This is a genomic window from Micromonospora sp. NPDC049114, from assembly GCF_040648635.1.
GTDB lineage: Bacteria > Actinomycetota > Actinomycetes > Mycobacteriales > Micromonosporaceae > Micromonospora.
On the sequence record NZ_JBEZEA010000008.1, the window covers coordinates 94,711 to 110,823 of the forward strand.

General features: G+C 73.3%; 16 protein-coding genes. 3 read left to right on the plus strand and 13 right to left on the minus strand.

Features of this window, described 5'->3' with window-relative positions:
- Positions 1-69: 69 nt before the first annotated feature.
- Both AB0B39_RS22405 and AB0B39_RS22410 read right to left on the minus strand, forming a co-directional pair.
- The gene (locus AB0B39_RS22405; RefSeq protein WP_357575265.1) at positions 70-1,644 is read right to left on the minus strand and encodes an FMN-binding glutamate synthase family protein; all 1,575 of its coding nucleotides are present in this window, start codon (positions 1,642-1,644) and stop codon (positions 70-72) included.
- Between the two features lie 148 nt (positions 1,645-1,792).
- Entirely contained in the window at positions 1,793-2,902 is a 1,110-nt protein-coding gene (locus AB0B39_RS22410) for an N-acetylmuramoyl-L-alanine amidase (RefSeq protein WP_357575266.1), read from the minus strand.
- Between the two features lie 211 nt (positions 2,903-3,113).
- Here AB0B39_RS22410 and AB0B39_RS22415 point away from each other — a divergent pair, with 211 nt between their 5' ends.
- Positions 3,114-4,220, plus strand: a complete 1,107-nt coding sequence (locus tag AB0B39_RS22415; protein ID WP_357575267.1) for a hypothetical protein — start codon at positions 3,114-3,116, stop codon at positions 4,218-4,220.
- Positions 4,221-4,430: 210 nt separating this feature from the next.
- Positions 4,431-5,834, plus strand: coding sequence for an MFS transporter (locus AB0B39_RS22420; protein WP_357575268.1), 1,404 nt, complete (start codon positions 4,431-4,433; stop codon positions 5,832-5,834).
- A 48-nt stretch (positions 5,835-5,882) separates the two neighbouring features.
- On the opposite strand, the gene AB0B39_RS22425 is transcribed toward AB0B39_RS22420, so the two are convergent.
- The 9 genes from AB0B39_RS22425 to AB0B39_RS22465 all read right to left on the minus strand — a co-directional run bounded on the left by AB0B39_RS22425 (position 5,883) and on the right by AB0B39_RS22465 (position 12,764).
- Positions 5,883-6,269, minus strand: a complete 387-nt coding sequence (locus AB0B39_RS22425) for a VOC family protein (RefSeq protein WP_234591605.1) — start codon at positions 6,267-6,269, stop codon at positions 5,883-5,885.
- Positions 6,266-6,994 carry a hypothetical protein gene (locus AB0B39_RS22430; protein WP_357489914.1) on the minus strand — a complete coding sequence of 243 codons (729 nt, stop codon included), beginning with the start codon at positions 6,992-6,994 and terminating at the stop codon, positions 6,266-6,268. The genes AB0B39_RS22425 and AB0B39_RS22430 overlap by 4 nt, the downstream gene beginning before the upstream one ends.
- Positions 6,995-7,196: 202 nt before the next feature.
- The gene (locus AB0B39_RS22435; protein WP_357489916.1) at positions 7,197-7,616 is read right to left on the minus strand and encodes a YchJ family protein; all 420 of its coding nucleotides are present in this window, start codon (positions 7,614-7,616) and stop codon (positions 7,197-7,199) included.
- 48 nt (positions 7,617-7,664) lie between these two features.
- The gene (locus AB0B39_RS22440) at positions 7,665-8,435 is read right to left on the minus strand and encodes an SGNH/GDSL hydrolase family protein (RefSeq protein WP_357575358.1); all 771 of its coding nucleotides are present in this window, start codon (positions 8,433-8,435) and stop codon (positions 7,665-7,667) included.
- 154 nt (positions 8,436-8,589) lie between these two features.
- Positions 8,590-9,696: a magnesium and cobalt transport protein CorA gene (locus AB0B39_RS22445; protein WP_357575269.1), complete on the minus strand. Its 1,107-nt coding sequence runs from the start codon at positions 9,694-9,696 to the stop codon at positions 8,590-8,592.
- A gap of 296 nt (positions 9,697-9,992) precedes the next feature.
- Complete coding sequence (locus AB0B39_RS22450) at positions 9,993-10,412, minus strand: carboxymuconolactone decarboxylase family protein (RefSeq protein WP_357489920.1); 420 nt, start codon at positions 10,410-10,412, stop codon at positions 9,993-9,995.
- A 28-nt stretch (positions 10,413-10,440) separates the two neighbouring features.
- Positions 10,441-11,052 (minus strand): class F sortase, encoded by a 612-nt coding sequence (locus AB0B39_RS22455; RefSeq protein ID WP_357575270.1) that lies wholly within the window; start codon positions 11,050-11,052, stop codon positions 10,441-10,443.
- A gap of 86 nt (positions 11,053-11,138) precedes the next feature.
- A complete protein-coding gene (locus tag AB0B39_RS22460) occupies positions 11,139-11,633 on the minus strand; it encodes a hypothetical protein (RefSeq protein ID WP_234591483.1) in 495 nt (164 codons plus the stop codon).
- Between the two features lie 294 nt (positions 11,634-11,927).
- Complete coding sequence (locus tag AB0B39_RS22465) at positions 11,928-12,764, minus strand: metalloregulator ArsR/SmtB family transcription factor (RefSeq protein WP_357575271.1); 837 nt, start codon at positions 12,762-12,764, stop codon at positions 11,928-11,930.
- 141 nt (positions 12,765-12,905) lie between these two features.
- Between AB0B39_RS22465 and AB0B39_RS22470 the strand changes: the two genes are divergently transcribed.
- Positions 12,906-14,159 (plus strand): lycopene cyclase family protein, encoded by a 1,254-nt coding sequence (locus AB0B39_RS22470; protein WP_357575272.1) that lies wholly within the window; start codon positions 12,906-12,908, stop codon positions 14,157-14,159.
- Positions 14,160-14,168: 9 nt separating this feature from the next.
- On the opposite strand, the gene AB0B39_RS22475 is transcribed toward AB0B39_RS22470, so the two are convergent.
- Both AB0B39_RS22475 and AB0B39_RS22480 read right to left on the minus strand, forming a co-directional pair.
- A complete protein-coding gene (locus AB0B39_RS22475; RefSeq protein ID WP_357575273.1) occupies positions 14,169-15,278 on the minus strand; it encodes a serine hydrolase domain-containing protein in 1,110 nt (369 codons plus the stop codon).
- 67 nt (positions 15,279-15,345) lie between these two features.
- Positions 15,346-16,074: a tyrosine-protein phosphatase gene (locus AB0B39_RS22480; RefSeq protein WP_357489931.1), complete on the minus strand. Its 729-nt coding sequence runs from the start codon at positions 16,072-16,074 to the stop codon at positions 15,346-15,348.
- Positions 16,075-16,113 lie beyond the last annotated feature (39 nt).

Here is a 16,113-nt window from a genome sequence, read left to right on the forward strand (position 1 = left end):
CCCACGGCCCGTCGCCCTGAGCCGCCGTCCTGAGCCGCCATCCAGAGCCGTCGTCCAGGGCCGCCGCCCTCAGCCCATGGCGGTCGCCGACGGAGGGGCGCTGCCACCCCGGGGCGACTCCGGGGTCATCAGCCGGATGATCTCCTTCTGGTCGGCCGGCGAGGGCATGCCCCAGTGCGGTTGGTAGCCGTACACCTCGTGCAGTGGGGCCGAGCCGGTGCGGCCGTCCAGGATCTCCACGGCGTCCGTGCCGATCAGGCCGGGGTGTTCGACGCCGCACGCCTCGGCGACCTTGGTCAGGTCCCGGCGCAGGGTCCGCAGGTAGTTGGCCGCCCGGACGGACTTGAGCGTCGGGTCGAGGCCCCGGGCCAGCCACGCGTTCTGTGTCGCCACCCCGGTGGGGCAGGTGTCGGTGTGGCACCTCTGCGCCTGGATGCAGCCGATCGACAGCATCGCCTCCCGACCCACGTTGACCATGTCGCAGCCGAGCGCGAACGCCACGATGGCGTTGTCCGGAAGGCCGAGCTTGCCGCTGCCGATGAACACCACCTGCTCGTGCAGGTCGTGTTCGGCGAAGACCTTGTACACCCGGGAGAAGCCGTGCTGGAACGGGAGCGACACCGAGTCGGTGAAGATCAGCGGCGCGGCACCGGTGCCGCCCTCGCCGCCGTCGACAGTGACGAAGTCGACGCCCCGACCGGTGTCCCGCATCAGGCTGGCCAGTTCCTCCCAGAAGGTGAGGTCGCCGACCGCCGACTTGATGCCGACGGGCAGGCCGGTCTCGGCGGCCAGCAGCTCCACCCAGTCGAGCAGGCTGTCACAGTCGGAGAACTCGGCGTGCCGCGACGGGCTCACGCAGTCCTGCCCGGCCGGGATGCCCCGGGTGGCGGCGATCTCGGCGGACACCTTCGCCCCGGGCAGCAGGCCGCCGAGGCTCGGCTTGGCGCCCTGGCTCAGCTTGATCTCCAACGCCCGGACGGGGGCGCCGGCGACCAGGTCCTTCAACCGGTCGAGGCTGAAGCGGCCGTGCTCGTCGCGGCAGCCGAAGTACGCCGTGCCGAGTTGGAAGACCAGCTCCCCACCGTTGCGGTGGTACGGCGACAGGCCACCCTCGCCGGTGTTCTGCAGGCACCCGGCGAGAGCGGCCCCCTTGTTCAGGGCGGTGATGGCGTTGCCCGAGAGCGAGCCGAAGCTCATCCCGGAGATGTTGACCACCGACTCCGGTCGGAACGCGCGTGCCCGGTCCCGCGCCGCGCCCAGCACCTTCGCGCACGGCAGCTGGACGTCGTGCCCGGCTGTCGGCGACGACGGCGGCACGGCCCGGCCGAACGTGCGGTGCTTGATGATCGGGTAGCCGGGCGTGTGCTCGATGTCGTTGTCCGTGCCGAAGCCGAAGTAGTTGTTCTCCTGCTTCGCCGACGCGTACACCCAGCGACGCTGGTCGCGGGTGAACGGGCGTTCCTCGTTGTTGCCGGCCACGATGTACTGCCGAAGCTCCGGCCCGATGGCCTCCAGCAGGTACCGGGCTCGGCCGAGCACCGGGAAGTTGCGCAGCAGCGCGTGGTCACGCTGGATCAGATCCCGCGCGGCGAGCGCCGCGACGGCGGCGGCTACGGCGGGTACGGCTCGACGGGCCCAAGTCATGCCGGGCAACCTTTCCGCCTGAGCCCTCGGCCAAACCGGCACGTCGCCGACAATGCGCTGCTCAGGCCCCGGGTGCGCGCTGGTGGCCAGCGTGCGCCCCGCGGTGGAGGCGGCACGGGGATCACCAGGTGCCGCCTCCGACCCAGGGTCAGTGGTGCATGAACGACTGACGGACCGTGCCGCCGACGATCGCGCACCACGTGCTCGTGCTGAGCTTGCCGTTGCGGGGCAGGCCGTGCAGCGCCTGCAGGTCCTGCACGGCCCCGCGGGTGGCGTGGTCGTACGCCCCGGTGACGGTGACCGCGTACCCCTTGGTCGCGAGGATCTCCTGCACGGCCGTGACCGGCGCTCCGGCGGCGTGCTGGTCCAGCTCCGGCGCGAGGGTCTCCCAGGTCGGCGTGGTGAGCGTGGCGTCCACGTCCACGGCGATGCCGTTGCGGGCCTGCCAGTCCTGCACGGCGGCCACGGTCGCGGCGTCGAACGTGCCGCTGACCGTCACGGCGTAGCCCCGGTAGGCCAGCAGGTGCTGCACCACCCGGACCGACGGCGAGTTGACGAACCGCCACAGGTCCGGCCAGCGGCGGGCCGGCACGTCGCCCAGCTTGGTGCCGAGGGCCGCGTGGACCCGCCGCCGCAGGTCCGGGAACTGCCGGTAGAACGCCGCGCCCGGGCACTCGGTGGTGCGGAAGTCCCAGTGGCCGAAGATGTCGAACGCGTGCAGCCCGTACTGCCGGCAGATCGCGACGCAGAGCTTGACCAGCGAGTCGGTCAGCGCCTCCGGCGGGGTTTCGGTGACGTAGGTGCCCTCGTTCTCGATGCCGATGGCCCGGCCGTTCTCGCCCGGGCAGTGCGCCGAGATCATCTGGCGGTCGCCCGCTTCGAGGCGTTCCAGGCTGCCCCGGCGGCCCTCCAGCACGTAGCCGCCGCGGCTCACCGTGAAGTGCTGGCCGGTGTCCGACCAGCCGTTGCCGTCCATGTGCAGGTCCTGGCAGTCGCGGGCCAGCTTGACCGCCTGCTCGCGGGAGTAGTCGGTGACGTTCGGGAACGCCATGTGATGCACGATGATCTTGTTGGTGGGGATGGCGCTGACCGACAGCGGGTCCTTCGGCGGGCGGGCGGCCCACTCGTCGCAGCTGATGATCCAGTCCAGGTCGGTGCCGGGAGCGGCCTGCGCCGCGCCCGAAAAGGCGAGTTCGCTTCCGACGACGGCGACCGTGGCCGCGCCGAGACCGGCACGCAGCAGCGTTCGGCGGTCCACTTCGGAATGGTCGACGTGCATGACATCTCCTCCTGCGGCCGACGGCGGGGGGATGAAAAGTAGCTCCAGTGGCCGCACGTACTCCGGAGAATATTGCCAAGACTCGTCCGTGCGCTAGACCCTGCGCAGCGGGAGCGGCGTTTCCCCGACCGCTGGTGGGGGTAGGTCGGGGACCTACCATCCCGGCTGCTCCGCATGGAGGAACGACCCTATGAGTGACAACGTCAGCGACGCGGTGGGCGACGCCCTTCGCTCGGTGATGCTCTTCCTGCCCAAGGCCGTCGCCTTCCTGGCGATCCTGGTGGCCGGTTGGCTGATCGCCAAGGCCGTACTGAAAATCGTGGAGAAGGTCCTCGAACGCGTGGGCTTCGACCGCGCCGTCGAGCGCGGCGGCATCCGCCGGGCCCTGAGCCGCTCCCGGTACGACGCCAGCGACATCGTCGCGAAGCTCGTCTACTACGCGGTGCTGCTGCTCACCCTGCAACTCGCCTTCGGCATCTGGGGGCCCAACCCGATCTCCGACCTGATCACGGCCGTGGTCGCGTGGTTGCCCCGCGCCTTCGTCGCGATCGTCATCGTCGTAGTCGCCGCCGCCATCGCCAACGCTGTCAAGGACATCATCAGCGGGGCGCTGGGCGGGCTCTCGTACGGTCGGGTGCTGGCCGGTACCGCCTCGGTGTTCATCCTCGGCCTGGGCGTCATCGCGGCGCTGAACCAGATCGGTGTGGCCACCGCGGTCACCACCCCGGTGCTGATCGCGGTGCTGGCCACTGTGGGCGGCATCCTCGTCGTCGGCGTCGGTGGCGGCCTGATCCGTCCGATGCAGAGTCGCTGGGAGGCGTGGCTGACCCGCGCCGAGCAGGAGTCGCAGCTGATCGCCACGCACACCCGCGCCTACCGGGCCAGTCGCCGCGACGCCGAGGCCGAACTGGCCCGTGCGACGGCCGCCCGCGCCGACGCGGACGCGACCCAGGTGACGACGCGGCCGTCCGACCCGGAGGCCACGCAGGTGGTGACCCGTCCCGCCGACGTGGACGCGACCCAGGTGACGACGCGGCCGTCCGACCCGGAGGCCACGCAGGTGGTGACCCGTCCCGCCGACACGGACGCGGACGCGACGCAGGTGGTGCGGCCGTCGACCGACGACACCACGCAGGTGGTCGCCCGCCCGAGCGACCCGGACACCACGCAGGTCGTGGATCCCCACCGCGACGCCGACACGACCCAGGTGATCAGCGGCGGGGTTCCGGGCCAGCGCACCAGCGACGACAGCGAGACCACGACGGTCATCCCGCCGGTGGATCCCCACCGGCGCTGACCCTCGGCGGGACGACGGGGCGGGATCCACGCGGATCCCGCCCCGCTCACGTCGCGCGCCGGACGCCGAAAGCGCTGGCCGGCACCGTCACGCCGGTCTACCATCGCCGGCATGACCTGGCGACATTGATCCAACGCCTTCGGCCGCACCCGTGGACCGCCACGGGCACCGCACGTCCGGTGTCCGTCTCCACTCCCACGGGAAGGCCCCATGATCCACCTCGCCTCGCGCGTGCCCGACCCGGCGGTCCGCCGGCTGTCGGTGACCCTCTACGCGTACGCGTTCCTCAGTGACCTCGTCCTGCTCTACCCGCTGTACGTGGTGCTCTTCGCCGACACCGGCCTGTCGGTGGGGCAGATCTCGTCCCTGTTCGTCATCTGGTCGGCCGCCGGCATCCTGTTCGAGGTGCCGTCCGGCGCGTGGGCCGACGTGGTGTCGCGTCGGCTGCTGCTGTGCCTCGCCCCGCTGGTGACCGCGGCCGGCTACGCGCTGTGGGTGCTGCTCCCGTCGTACCCGGCCTTCGCGGTCGGGTTCCTGTTGTGGGGCGCTGGCGGGGCGCTGGTGTCCGGCGCCCTGGAGGCGCTGGTCTGGACCGAACTGGACCGGCTCGGCGCCGTCGGTCGGTACGCCCGGGTGCTCGGTCGGGCCCGGACGGCGGGTGTGCTGGGCGTGGTGGTCACCGGGGTGCTCGCCGGCCCGGTGCTCGCCGTCGGCGGGTACCCGGCGGTCGGCGCGGCCAGCGTGCTCGCCTGCCTGCTCGCCGCCGCCGTCGCGGCCCGGTTCCCCGAGCACCGCCCGCCGCCCGGCCCGGCACCGTCGCACCCCGCGCACGACCCGCCGCCGGCCGTGCCGCCCGTCGCCGTGCCGCCCGTCGCCGTGCCGCCCGTCGCCGTGCCGCCGGTCGCCATGTCGCCCGACGCCGTGCCGCCCGGCGGCCACGCGCCCGACGCCCTGCTGCCCGTCGCCGTGCTGCCAGGCGGCCACGCGCCCGATCCGGCGACACCTGACGACGACGGCGACCTGACCTGGTGGGGCACGCTGCGGGCCGGTGTGACGCAGGTCCGCACGCGGCCCCCCGTGCGGGCGGCCGTGCTGCTGGTCGCTGTGGTGGCCGCCGACTGGGGCGCGCTGGACGAGTACACGCCGCTGCTGGCCGTGGACACCGGCGTCGGCGCGCAGGCCGTGCCGCTGCTGCTCCTGCTGCTGTGGGCCGGCGTGACCGTCGGTGGGCTGCTCGCCCCGGCGGGAGAGCGGCTGGGCCGCCGGGGTTACGCCGCGCTGCTCGGCCTGGTCGCCGTCGCGCTGGCCGGGGGCGCGCTGGTCCGGCACCCGGCCGGCTTCGCGCTGCTCGCGGTGGCGTTCGGCGCCGCGCAGCTGGCCACCGTGCTGGCCGACGCGCGGTTGCAGGCCCGGATCACCGGCACCAGCCGGGCCACCGTCACCTCACTGGCCGGGATGGCCACCGACGTGCTGATCATCGGGACGTACGCCGGTTACGGTCTCGTCGCCACGGCGGCCGGCAACGCGGTGGCGTTCGCGGCGGTGGCCGGGGCGTACGTCGTCGTGGCGCTGGCGCTGCTGGCCCGCCGGCGACACCCCGGACCGACACCGTGACGGCGGGGTTCCCGGCGGCGGGCGCAGTGGCCACCGCCGGGGACCCGCTCAGCCGGCGAGGTGCAGGAACGACCACTGGTGGCCGTCGAGGTCACGGAATCCGCGCATGTACATCGGCCCGTTGGTGATCCCCGCCCCGAGGGACTCGCCGCCGGCCACCACCGCCCGGTCGACCAACTCGTCGACCCGCTCGCGGCTCTCGGCCGACAAGCCCACGATGACCTCCCGGCTGGTCGTCGGGTCCGTGACGGGCACCCGCGTGTACCCCTCGAAGGCCGAGCGGACGTGCAGCATCAGCCGGGTGGTGTCGGAGACGGTGATCATCATGCTGTCCCCGTCCGGTGTGGCCTGGTCGCTGGTGAAGCCGAGCGCCCGGTAGAACTCGGTCGCGACGGTCAGGTCACGCACCGGCAGGTTGACGAAGGTCATGGTCATCGGGTGTCTCCGTTCGACTCGAGCAGCACCTTCAACGCGGTGAGCCGTTCCCGCCAGTACGCCTTGAACTCGGCGGCCTGCTCGGCTCCGATCAACTTCTCGTGCAGGACGGTGACCCGCGTCTTCGACTCGCCGACCGGGTCGAAGCCGACGACGATGCGGGTGGGACCGCCGGCCCAGTCGGCCCGGAAGCTGCGCGGCGCGGTGGCGGTGCGGACCCGCACCTCGACGTCGGGCAGCCAACGGGCGCGTACCGTCTCGTCGGCGACGGCCTCGAACAACCGCGCCGCCGGCGCCGCCACCGTCCGGCTGGCGCTGGCCTCGAAGCCGCCGTCGCGTCGTTGGCCTGGCGAGCGCAGGCCGCGTGCCTGCTCGTACCCGACGGTGATGGTCTGCGCCCACCAGCCCGGCACCTCGTGCCCGGCCGTCAGGTGACGGGCGATCTCGGTGTGTGTCCGCTCGGCGGCGGACGCGGCGTCGAGCACGGCGAACCAGTCCGCCCAGCCCCGGCCGGTCCGGTCGCGCAGGAGATCATCGGCGATCCGCTCGGTCTGCGCGGCGGCGGCTGGTGCCGAGGACGCGCCGGCGGGCCGTTCGGTCTGTGCGGCGGTGGACACCGGCGCGGCGGCTCGGTTGATCAGCTGCCGGCGGGCCGTGGTGTAGCTCTCGCCGGTCTTTGCCATCCGGGCGCGGACCCGGGTCTTGAACGATCTCTGGTCGGTCATCACATGCTCCCGGTCAACGGCACGGTCACCGGGACCCACGCTCCCGCCGACCCCGCCGGAGTGGGGCATGTGGCACCACGTCCCGAGGGCTCCAGGGCCCCCTTTGCCTCCGCGTGGCCGGCGGCGTGAGCGCCGGGAGGGAGGTGCGGCGCAGGACCACGCCGCCGTCATCGTACGCCCCGACCGGCCGTCCGCGCAGCCGTCAGGGCTGGTCGCCGTCGAGGTAGACCCACCGGCCGTCCTCGCGGACGAACCGGCTGTGTTCGGTAAGCGTGCCCGGTCGGCCCGCCTCGCGGTAGTGGGCGTGGAACGTCACAGTGCCGGTGGCGTCGAGCAGGCCCCCGCGTTCGGTCTCGACGATCTCCAGGCGGGTCCACCGCTGCCCCGGGGTCAGCTCCAGCCGGGCGGGTCGGGTCGACGAGTGCCAACTGCGCACCAGGTAGGCGGCGTCGCCGAGAGCGAAGGCGCTGAACCGGGAACGCATCAGCGCCTCGGCCGTCGGCGCCTGGGCGGTGCCGCCGTGGACCGGCGAGCAGCAGTCGGCGTACGCCTGGCCGGAGCCGCACGGGCAGAGCCGTCCGCTCGTCGCGTTCGCCCGCCGGCCGCCCCTGCCCTTGCCCATCCCGCCATCCTGCCGCACCGCCGGGCGGGCGACCCGAGCGGCCGGCCGTCAGCGGTCCAGCGCCACCGGCAGGGGCACCGGCCGTTTCGCGACCCGGTCGTCCCCGGACGACCGGCCGCGCAGGTGCCGGGCCACCCAGGGCAGCAGGTGCCGGCGGGCCCAGGCCAACTCGGCGCCGAGCACCTCGGCGCGGCGGCGCAGCGGCGCCGGCGGCAGCGGCGCCGTCCAGGAGTCGTCGAACCCGGGCAGCCCCGCGGTGTACGCCAGCGCGGCGGCGATCCGCGCGTGCCCGGCGCTGTTGGCGTGCAGCCGGTCGTCGCTCCACAGCCGCGGATCCGAGGCGACGGGATGGGCCCCCAGGTCCAGCAGCGTGGCCCCGGTCTGCGCGGTGGCCGCGCGCAGGGCCGCGTTGAGCGCCAGCATCCGGCCCCGCAGCGGCCGGGCCAGCGGCATCACCGGCGCCGGGTCCGGCATGGTGAAGGTCAGGACTGTGGCGCCCTGCCCGACGAGCGCCCGCTGCATCGCCGCGACGTCCTCGGCGACCTGGTCCGCGTCGAAGGAGGGGCGCAGCACGTCGTTCATGCCGGCGACCACGGTGGCCAGGTCGGGCGCGAGATCGAGGGCCGGCTGGAGCTGTTCGGCGCGGATCCGGGCGGTGGTCCGGCCACGGATGGCCAGGTTCGCGTACTCCAGCCCGCCCTGGGCGCGCGCCACCGCCAGGGCGAACCGGTCGGCCCAGCCCCGGTAGCCGCCGTCGTCGTCCGGATCGTCGAGCCCTTCGGTGGTGCTGTCGCCGATCGCCACGTACCGCTGCCACATCACGCGGGCGAGGTTAGCCCCCGCCCGAACGGTGGCCGACGGGAGAGGCTCCGCGCCCTCCCGACCCGGGCGCCGATCTTGCACTTACCGTCCCCGCATTGCCGGCAAAGGGTGCGTATCGGCGACAGAAAGTGCAAGATCGCGGGGGAAGGGGTCAGAGCCAGCCGGAGCGGCGGAACAGGCGGTACAGGGCGAGGGCCGCCGCCGCCATCAGGGCCAGCGCCCCGGCGTACCCGTAGCGCCAGGCCAGCTCGGGCATGTGGTCGAAGTTCATGCCGTAGAGGCCGGCGATACCGGTCTGGGCGGCCGCGATGGCCGCCCACGCGGCGATCTTGCGCATGTCGTTGTTCTGCTCGACGGCGAGCTGCGCCAGGCGGGACTGGACGATCGAGGTGAGTAGATCGTCGTATGCGGCCACCCGGTCCACCGCCCGGGCCAGGCGACCGTCCACGTCCACGAACCAGCGGTGCAGGGCGCGCGGCGGCCCGTCGGCCCCCGGGTCGAGCAGCATCCGCACGGGCGTCTGCAGGGGCAGCACGGCCCGCTTGAACTCCACCACCTCCCGCTTGAGCTGGTAGACGTGCTGGATGTCGACCGAGCGGTCGCGGGCGAACACCGCCTCCTCGACCCGCTCCAGGTCGCGCTCCACGTGCCCGGCAACCTCCAGGTACGTGTCGACCATGCGGGCACAGACCGCGTACGCCACCGCCCAGGGGCCGGCGGCCAGCAGCTCCGGTCGGCGCTCGATGTCGGCGCGGACGTCGCGCAGGGCCCCGGCGGCACCGTGCCGCACGGTGACGGCGAACCGGTCACCGAGCAGCACCATCACGTCGCCGGTGTCGATCACCTCGGAGGTGTCGGTCAGCTCGGCGTGCTCCACGTACCCGGCGGTGCGCAGCACCAGCAGGGTGACCGGTCCGTGCCGCTGCACAGTGGGCCGGTGCCCGTCGGCGAGCGCCTGCTCGACGGTCAGCTCGTCGAGGCCGAAGGTACGGCCCACGGCGGCGAGCACCGCCGGCCCCGGTTCGTGCAGCCCGAGCCAGACGAAGGCGTCGCGGCCCCGCCGGGCACGGGCGTACGCGTCGTCGTAGTGCGGCCGGCCCGGCTCCCGTCGACCCTTGACGTAGACGGCGCAGTCGACAACGGCGTCCGGATTGGACCGGCGGGGCGAGGGAACCTCTCCGCCGGGGCGGCCGAGCAGTCGGCGGGCCAGGGCGCGTACGCCCCGACCGGCCCGGTCTCGTACCGCTCGCTGATGCACGACGCGCCCCCTCCCGCGCACCGTCGCGGCCACGGTGCTCGCAGGGCATGGTGCCACCGCATTCTGCCCAGCGGCGTCCGGCCCACGACAGCGGGGTGGGTTGGCGCTCGGCGAGATCCTCCAATCCTGCCTTGACGGTCGCCGGTGAACCGACGATGTGGTGGTTGAAGCACTCCGTCACGTGTTGCTCCTGAGCGGGTATCCAACCGATGCGCGGTGCGGCTTCCGCTTCTTGCGGCGACATCAGATGCCCTGGCCCTTTCTCCTGCCGGTGGCCGGGCAGGTCGCAACCGTCGTCACCGGCCGTGTGCCGCATCTCCGACCCGGGACTGTGCCCGCTCCGCGAACACCTGGGCGGCGATTGTGTAGCTGTCGAAGGCACGAGCCACGCCCGCATAGACGGCGATCTGAATGAACGCCTCGACGATCTCCTCGGGCGTTACCCCGTTGTTGAGGGCGATGCGCAGCTGGCCACGTAGCGGCTCGAGGATCCCTAGCGAGGCTGTGATAGTGACGGACACCAGAGCCCGCATGCGGGTGTCCAGGATTTCGCTGCGTGGCCAGGCGTCACCGAACGCGTGCTCGGTGGCGATCTGCTTGAAGTCGGCGGCGTTCGACGGCTCGCCCTCGCCTGCGGTGAGGAACTGCTCGAGCCGGAACCCCAGCATCTTCTCCGCTGTGTCGAGGGCGCGGGCGTAGTCGGAGCTGTCGGGCATGATGCCTCCTAGACCTATTTGGACCGCGTCAGGCGGTGCGGGTGGCGAAGACGACGATGTTGTCCACGTAGTTGCCGGTCCCGGCGTCGAACCGGCCGCCGCAGGTGATCAGGCGCAGCCCGGCGGCGTCCGACGGGCCGTAGACCAGGCCGCTGGGGAAGCGGTCCTTGGGGTACGCGTGGACGTTGTCCACTGTGAACGTGGTGACCCGCGCGTCGGCGCGGGTGACCTGGATCTCCTGGCCGGCGCGCAGTCGACCCAGGTCGAAGAAGACCGCCGGGCCGGCCGGGGAGTCGACGTGTCCCACCAGGACGGCGTTGCCGGTCTCTCCGGGGCTGACCCCGTGCCGGTACCAGCCGGCGAGGGTCGGCTTGTCCAGCGGGGGGACTTCCAGCACCCCGGCGGCGTCCACGCCGACGGGGACGATCTCCGCGCGTACACCGATGGCCGGAATCTGGACCCGGACGGGCGCGGCGCGGGAGAGCGGCGCCAGGTCCGGCGCGGGCCGGGTGTGTGTCGGTGCGTTCGCCGGCGGGCGTGGGGGCTGCGCCGGCTCGGCGGTGAGGCCGACGGTGATCAGCCCCAGCCCGGACACGCCGAGCAGGGCGACCACCGCCGGCAGGGTCCGTCGCCTCCACACGTGCCGACCTCCGTAGGGATCGTCGGATGCCCGTGCCGGTGTCACTGGCACGGGCATCCGTCCTCAGGGATGGAGCGCGTCGCCGGTCAGGCGACGGTGGACACCGGACGACGCCGGCGGAACAGGACCACCGCGCCCGCGGCGGCGGTGCCGAGCAGGGTGCCTCCGGCGGCGAGGGCGCCCGCGTCGCGGCCGTCGCGGTTGTCGCCGCCCGAGCCGGCCGGTGCGCCCCCGATCGGGGTGACGGTGAACGTGGCGCTGCCCGCCGAACTGCCGTCGCCGCAGGTCGCGGCCACCGTGTACGTGCCGAGGGTGAACCCGGCGGTGAACAGTTCGGCGCTGAGCCCGCCGCCGGCGGCGGCGGTGGTGGATCGGACGTTCTGGTCGCGGTTGGGTCCGGTGACCCGGAAGATGACGTCACCCGACTTCGGGTTGCAGGTCGTCGCGGTGAGTACGACGGTTCCCCCGACCGGGGTGGTGGCCGGTGACACGACGGTGTCGGCCAGTGCGGCGCCCGGCAGCAGGAGCGTGCCGAGGCCCACGCCGAGCGCCGCCGAGCAGAGTGCTGTTGAGACCTTCATACGCGTCTTCCCTCACTTTTCGTCCGCTGACTGCGTGGGACGTCGTTCGGGTGGCCAACTCCGTGACTAGCACCGGTGTGCCCAACACTAGGTTGGTTGGGACCTCGATCAGGTGAAAATGAGAAACCTTCGTTGCCGTCACGTGTCCACCCGAAGGCGGGGGAGAGCAGCGCTTAGGCCTCGACGGCCTTCAGGGGTGCCGGTGCTCCGGTCGATGTCCGCTCGGGTCGGGCTGTCGTCGCTGAGCCGATGGCGAGGTATGGCCGGCGACGGAGGAAATGCCCGCCGGCCGGCTCAGCCGGCCCGCTCGGCCGGGGCCGGTTCGGGCATGGGATCGCCGGTCTCCAGGAGGGTCTTGAGGCTGGCCAGCAGCTCCGGCCAGCCGCCGCTGCCGTCGAGTTGACCGCTGATCGCCCGGTGCATCTCGCTGTCCGGGGAGAAGTCGTCGTGGATGACTGTCAACCGGACGGCCGAGGGGCCGTGCGGCTCGATCTCGAAGGTCACCGTCGAGCGGCGCTCGCCGAGCCGAGCGGCCAGCTCCTCGGCGGACCAGCCGAAGTGCTCGGCGTGCTCGGGTTGAAAGCCGTGCCAGCTGTAGGAGAGGCGGCGGTACGGCTCGGCGACCAGCACCCGCTGGCCGAGATCGCGCGGCTCGCCCTCCGGCGCGTCCTGCCACAGCACCGGTGACCCGACCTGCCAGTCGGACACCAGTGCGACCCCACCCCAGTAGCGGCGGGTGAACGCGGGCTCCGTGAGCGCGGCCCACAGTCGCTGCGGGGTGGTGGTGACGTATGTCGTGTAGACGAACGTGGGGCCTGCCATGGGCTGTTCCTCCAATGCTGTGCTCAGGTCGGCGAGCGCGGCCGCCCGCTGCCGGTCGTAGCGGCTCAGCCACCGGTCGGCGATGGCGTTGATCGGGGCGGCATTGAGGTGGTGCACCTTTTCCCGGCCCCGCCGGACGGTCGTCACCAGGCCGGCTGCCTCCAGCACCGACAGGTGCTTGCTGACCGCCTGCCGGGTCGTCGGCAACCCGTCGCAGAGCTCTCGCAGGGTCTGGCCGTTGCGAGCGTTGAGCTGGTCGAGCAGCCGCCGCCGGCTGGGATCGGCCAGCGCCCGGAACGCCTCGTCCATTCGCCCTCCCGGAAAAGCGCAACCATACGGTTGCCTGAGAAATTAGGCAACCGGATGGTTGCTTGTCAAGACCGTACTGCCCCGGGTCGCAAGGCCGGAGCGCCTTGTGCGGAGGCCGGGGCGGTGTGGCAGCGTGGTGCGGTGACCGATTCCGCCCCGCTCGACGTCGATCTCGCGCTGCTCGGCGGCGGGGGCGCCGCCTCGCTGCTGCTCGCCGCGCTGGACCGGCACGGCGTTCGCGACCTGCGGATCGCCGTCGTGGACCCGGTGCGCCGGCGCGGCCAGGACCGCACCTGGGCGTTCTGGGGCGACCCGAGCGCCGACCTCGACCCGCTGCTGAGCGCGAGCTGGCGGCAGGTCGAGGTGGCGACGCCCGCGCGGCGCCGCGTCCTGGACCTGACCCCGCTGCGGTACGCCATGCTGCGCTCCGGCCCGGTCTACGACCGGGCTGCCGAGGCCGAGCGTCGGCTGGACGCCATCCGGATCGTCGCGCCGGCCGAGGCGGTGACCGACGACGGCGCCCGGGTGGTCGTGCGCACCGGCGACGGCCGCGTCGTACGGGCCGGCTGGGTGCTCGACTCCCGCCCCCGCCCACCCGCGCGAGCGGGGCGGACGACCTGGTTGCAACATTTCCGCGGCTGGTGGCTGGAGTCCGAGCGCCCGGCGTTCGACCCGCGGCGGGCGGTGCTCATGGACTTTCGCACCCCGCAGCCCGCCCGGGGCGTCTCCTTCGGCTACGTGCTGCCGGTCAGCGACCGCTACGCCCTGGTCGAGTACACCGAGTTCTCACCCGGTCTGCTCACCGACGCCGGGTACGACAGGGCGCTGGCCGACTACCGCGACCTACTGGGGCTCGACCCGGCGGGGCTGCGTGTGCGCGAGGTGGAGAACGGGGTGATCCCGATGACCGACGCGCCGTTTGCCGCCCGACCGTCGGCCCGCATCGTCCGCCTCGGCACGGCCGGCGGCGCGACCCGCCCCTCCACCGGCTTCACCTTCTCCGCCATGTACCGCCAGGCCGACCAGGTGGCCCGCGCGCTCGCCGCCGGTCAGCCGCCGGTGCCCAGGCCCGCGTACCCGGCCCGGCACCGCTGGATGGACGCGGTGGCGCTGCGCGCGCTGGACCGGGGCGGCGTCGGCGGCCCCGAGTTCTTCGACCGGCTCTTCGACCGCAACCCGCCCGAGCGGGTCCTGCGCTTCCTCGACGGGGTCACCACACCCGCCGAGGAGATCGCGATCATGAACTCCACCCGACTGCTGCCGATGATCGCCGCCACGGCCGGCGACGCGGCGCACCGCGTACGCGACCGGCTGCGGCCCGCCCGGCCCGCGCCGGCCATCCCGGCGGCCGTGGTGGGCGGGCCGCTCCGGCCCGTCAGCGACTCGCAAACCTGACCGGGGCGGTCAGCGACTCGCGGCCACCCGGTCGCGGATCAGCACGCGCACGTCCTCCATCGGGTCACCGTCACCGGCGGCCAGCAGCGTCTTCGTCGCCGCGATCGTCAACCCCAGCTCCGGGTACGCGTACGCGAGGCTGCCGCCGCTGCCGGCCGCGCCGAACGAACCGTCGCCGTCCACCGCGTACCCGAGGCCCCAGGTCGTCTCCTGCCCGAACACCCACTCCGGTCCGGGCGGCCCGTCGAGCGTCGCCGCCTCCCGCATCCGGGCCGGCGAGATCAACCGGACGCCGTCCACCTCGCCGATCAGCGCCGCGAGCATCCGCGCCGCCGCCCGAGCGGTCATGGTGCCGGTGGCCGGCACGTCGGCCGCCAGGACGTCGGCGCGGCTGCCGATCTGCGCACCCGGCCGCACGCCGGACGGGGCGACCCGGTCGAAGTTCGGCAGGTTGGCGCTCGCGTAGTCGAACAGCGCCGCCATGTTGCGGTCCTCGACACGGGCCAGCCGGCCCAGCTCGGCCGCCGGAACACCGAGGTACAGCTCGTCGGCCACGCCGAGCGGCCCGGCCACGTCCTCGGCGAGCACCTGGGAGATGCGCCGGCCGGTCACCCGGCGGACCACCTCACCGACCAGCCAACCGAAGGTCCACGCGTGGTACGCCTTCACCTCACCGGCCGGCGCGATCGGCTCCGCGTCGGCCAGGAGGGCGCACATCCGGTCCCAGTCGGTGAAGTCCTCCGGCGTCACGTCGGCGGGCAGGGCCGGCACGCCGGCGGTGTGGGTGAGCGCGTGCCGCAGGGTGACCCGATCCTTGCCGTGCCGGGCGAACTCCGGCCACACGTCGGCGATCCGCAGGTCGTAGTCCAGTTCGCCGCGCTCGGCCAGCACGTGCACCACTGTCGAGGTGAGGACCTTGCCGGTCGACGCGCTCCAGATCGGGGTGTCGGCCCCCAGCTCCCGGCCGGTGTCCCGGTCGGCGACCCCGGCCTGCACCGTCACGATCGGCCTACCGTCGAGGTACGCGGCGACCTGCACCCCGGCTTCCCGTCCGCTGGCGATCAGCTCGTCGATCATCTGCCGTACGTCGGCCCGCAGGCCGTCCCAGTTCCCGTCCACGGTCGTCGACTCTGGCAGACCAGGCGGCGATCGCGCGCAGGATTATCAGCCGGCGGCGAGTCCTCCCTCACTCGGTGAGCAGCCGTCCCCGCAGCCGAGCGGTCAACGACTCGTCCACGCCGAGCCGGTCGGTGGCGTAGCCGACCGCCGACCCGTACGCTGCGGTCAGGTCGGCCAGGAAGTGCCGGATGACGGCCTCGGGGGCGCGACCGTAACCGGGCCAGATCAGCTCACGGTCGGGGTTCAGGGCCCGCCAGTCAGCGATGAGGCGCTCGGTGGCCAGCTCGGTACGCGCGAAGTCGGCGGCGATCTGCTCCTCGTCGACGCCCAGCAGGGCCAGCAGCAGCGCGGCCAGCAGGCCGGTGCGGTCCTTGCCGGACGCGCAGTGGAAGACCAGCGGCGAGTCGGTGGCGGCGATCACCTCCAACGCCTCACGCAGCTCGGCGACGCCGTCCTCGGCGACCTCTGCGTACCGGTCGGCCAGATAGCGCCATGGGTCGACCGTCGGGTCGATCGTCGCCTGGTCGTAGGGGCGGTGCTCGACGCTCAGGTTGTGCCAGGTCAGCCCGTCGATCTGCGGCGCCCGGCCCCGCGCGGCGATCTCCCACGGATACCGCAGGTCGATCACCGTGCCGACACCGAGGGCGCGGAACCGGTCCAGGTCGGCGCCCGCCAGCTTGCCCAGCGAGTCCGAGCGGTAGAGCAGGCCCCAGCGGACCGTTCGACCGTCGTCGGTGCGGTGACCACCGAGGTCGCGGAAGTTGTGCAGACGATCGAACGCGACATGCCGGTCCATCGGCCCGACCCTAGCGCCTCCGGCCCGGCGTGGCGGCCC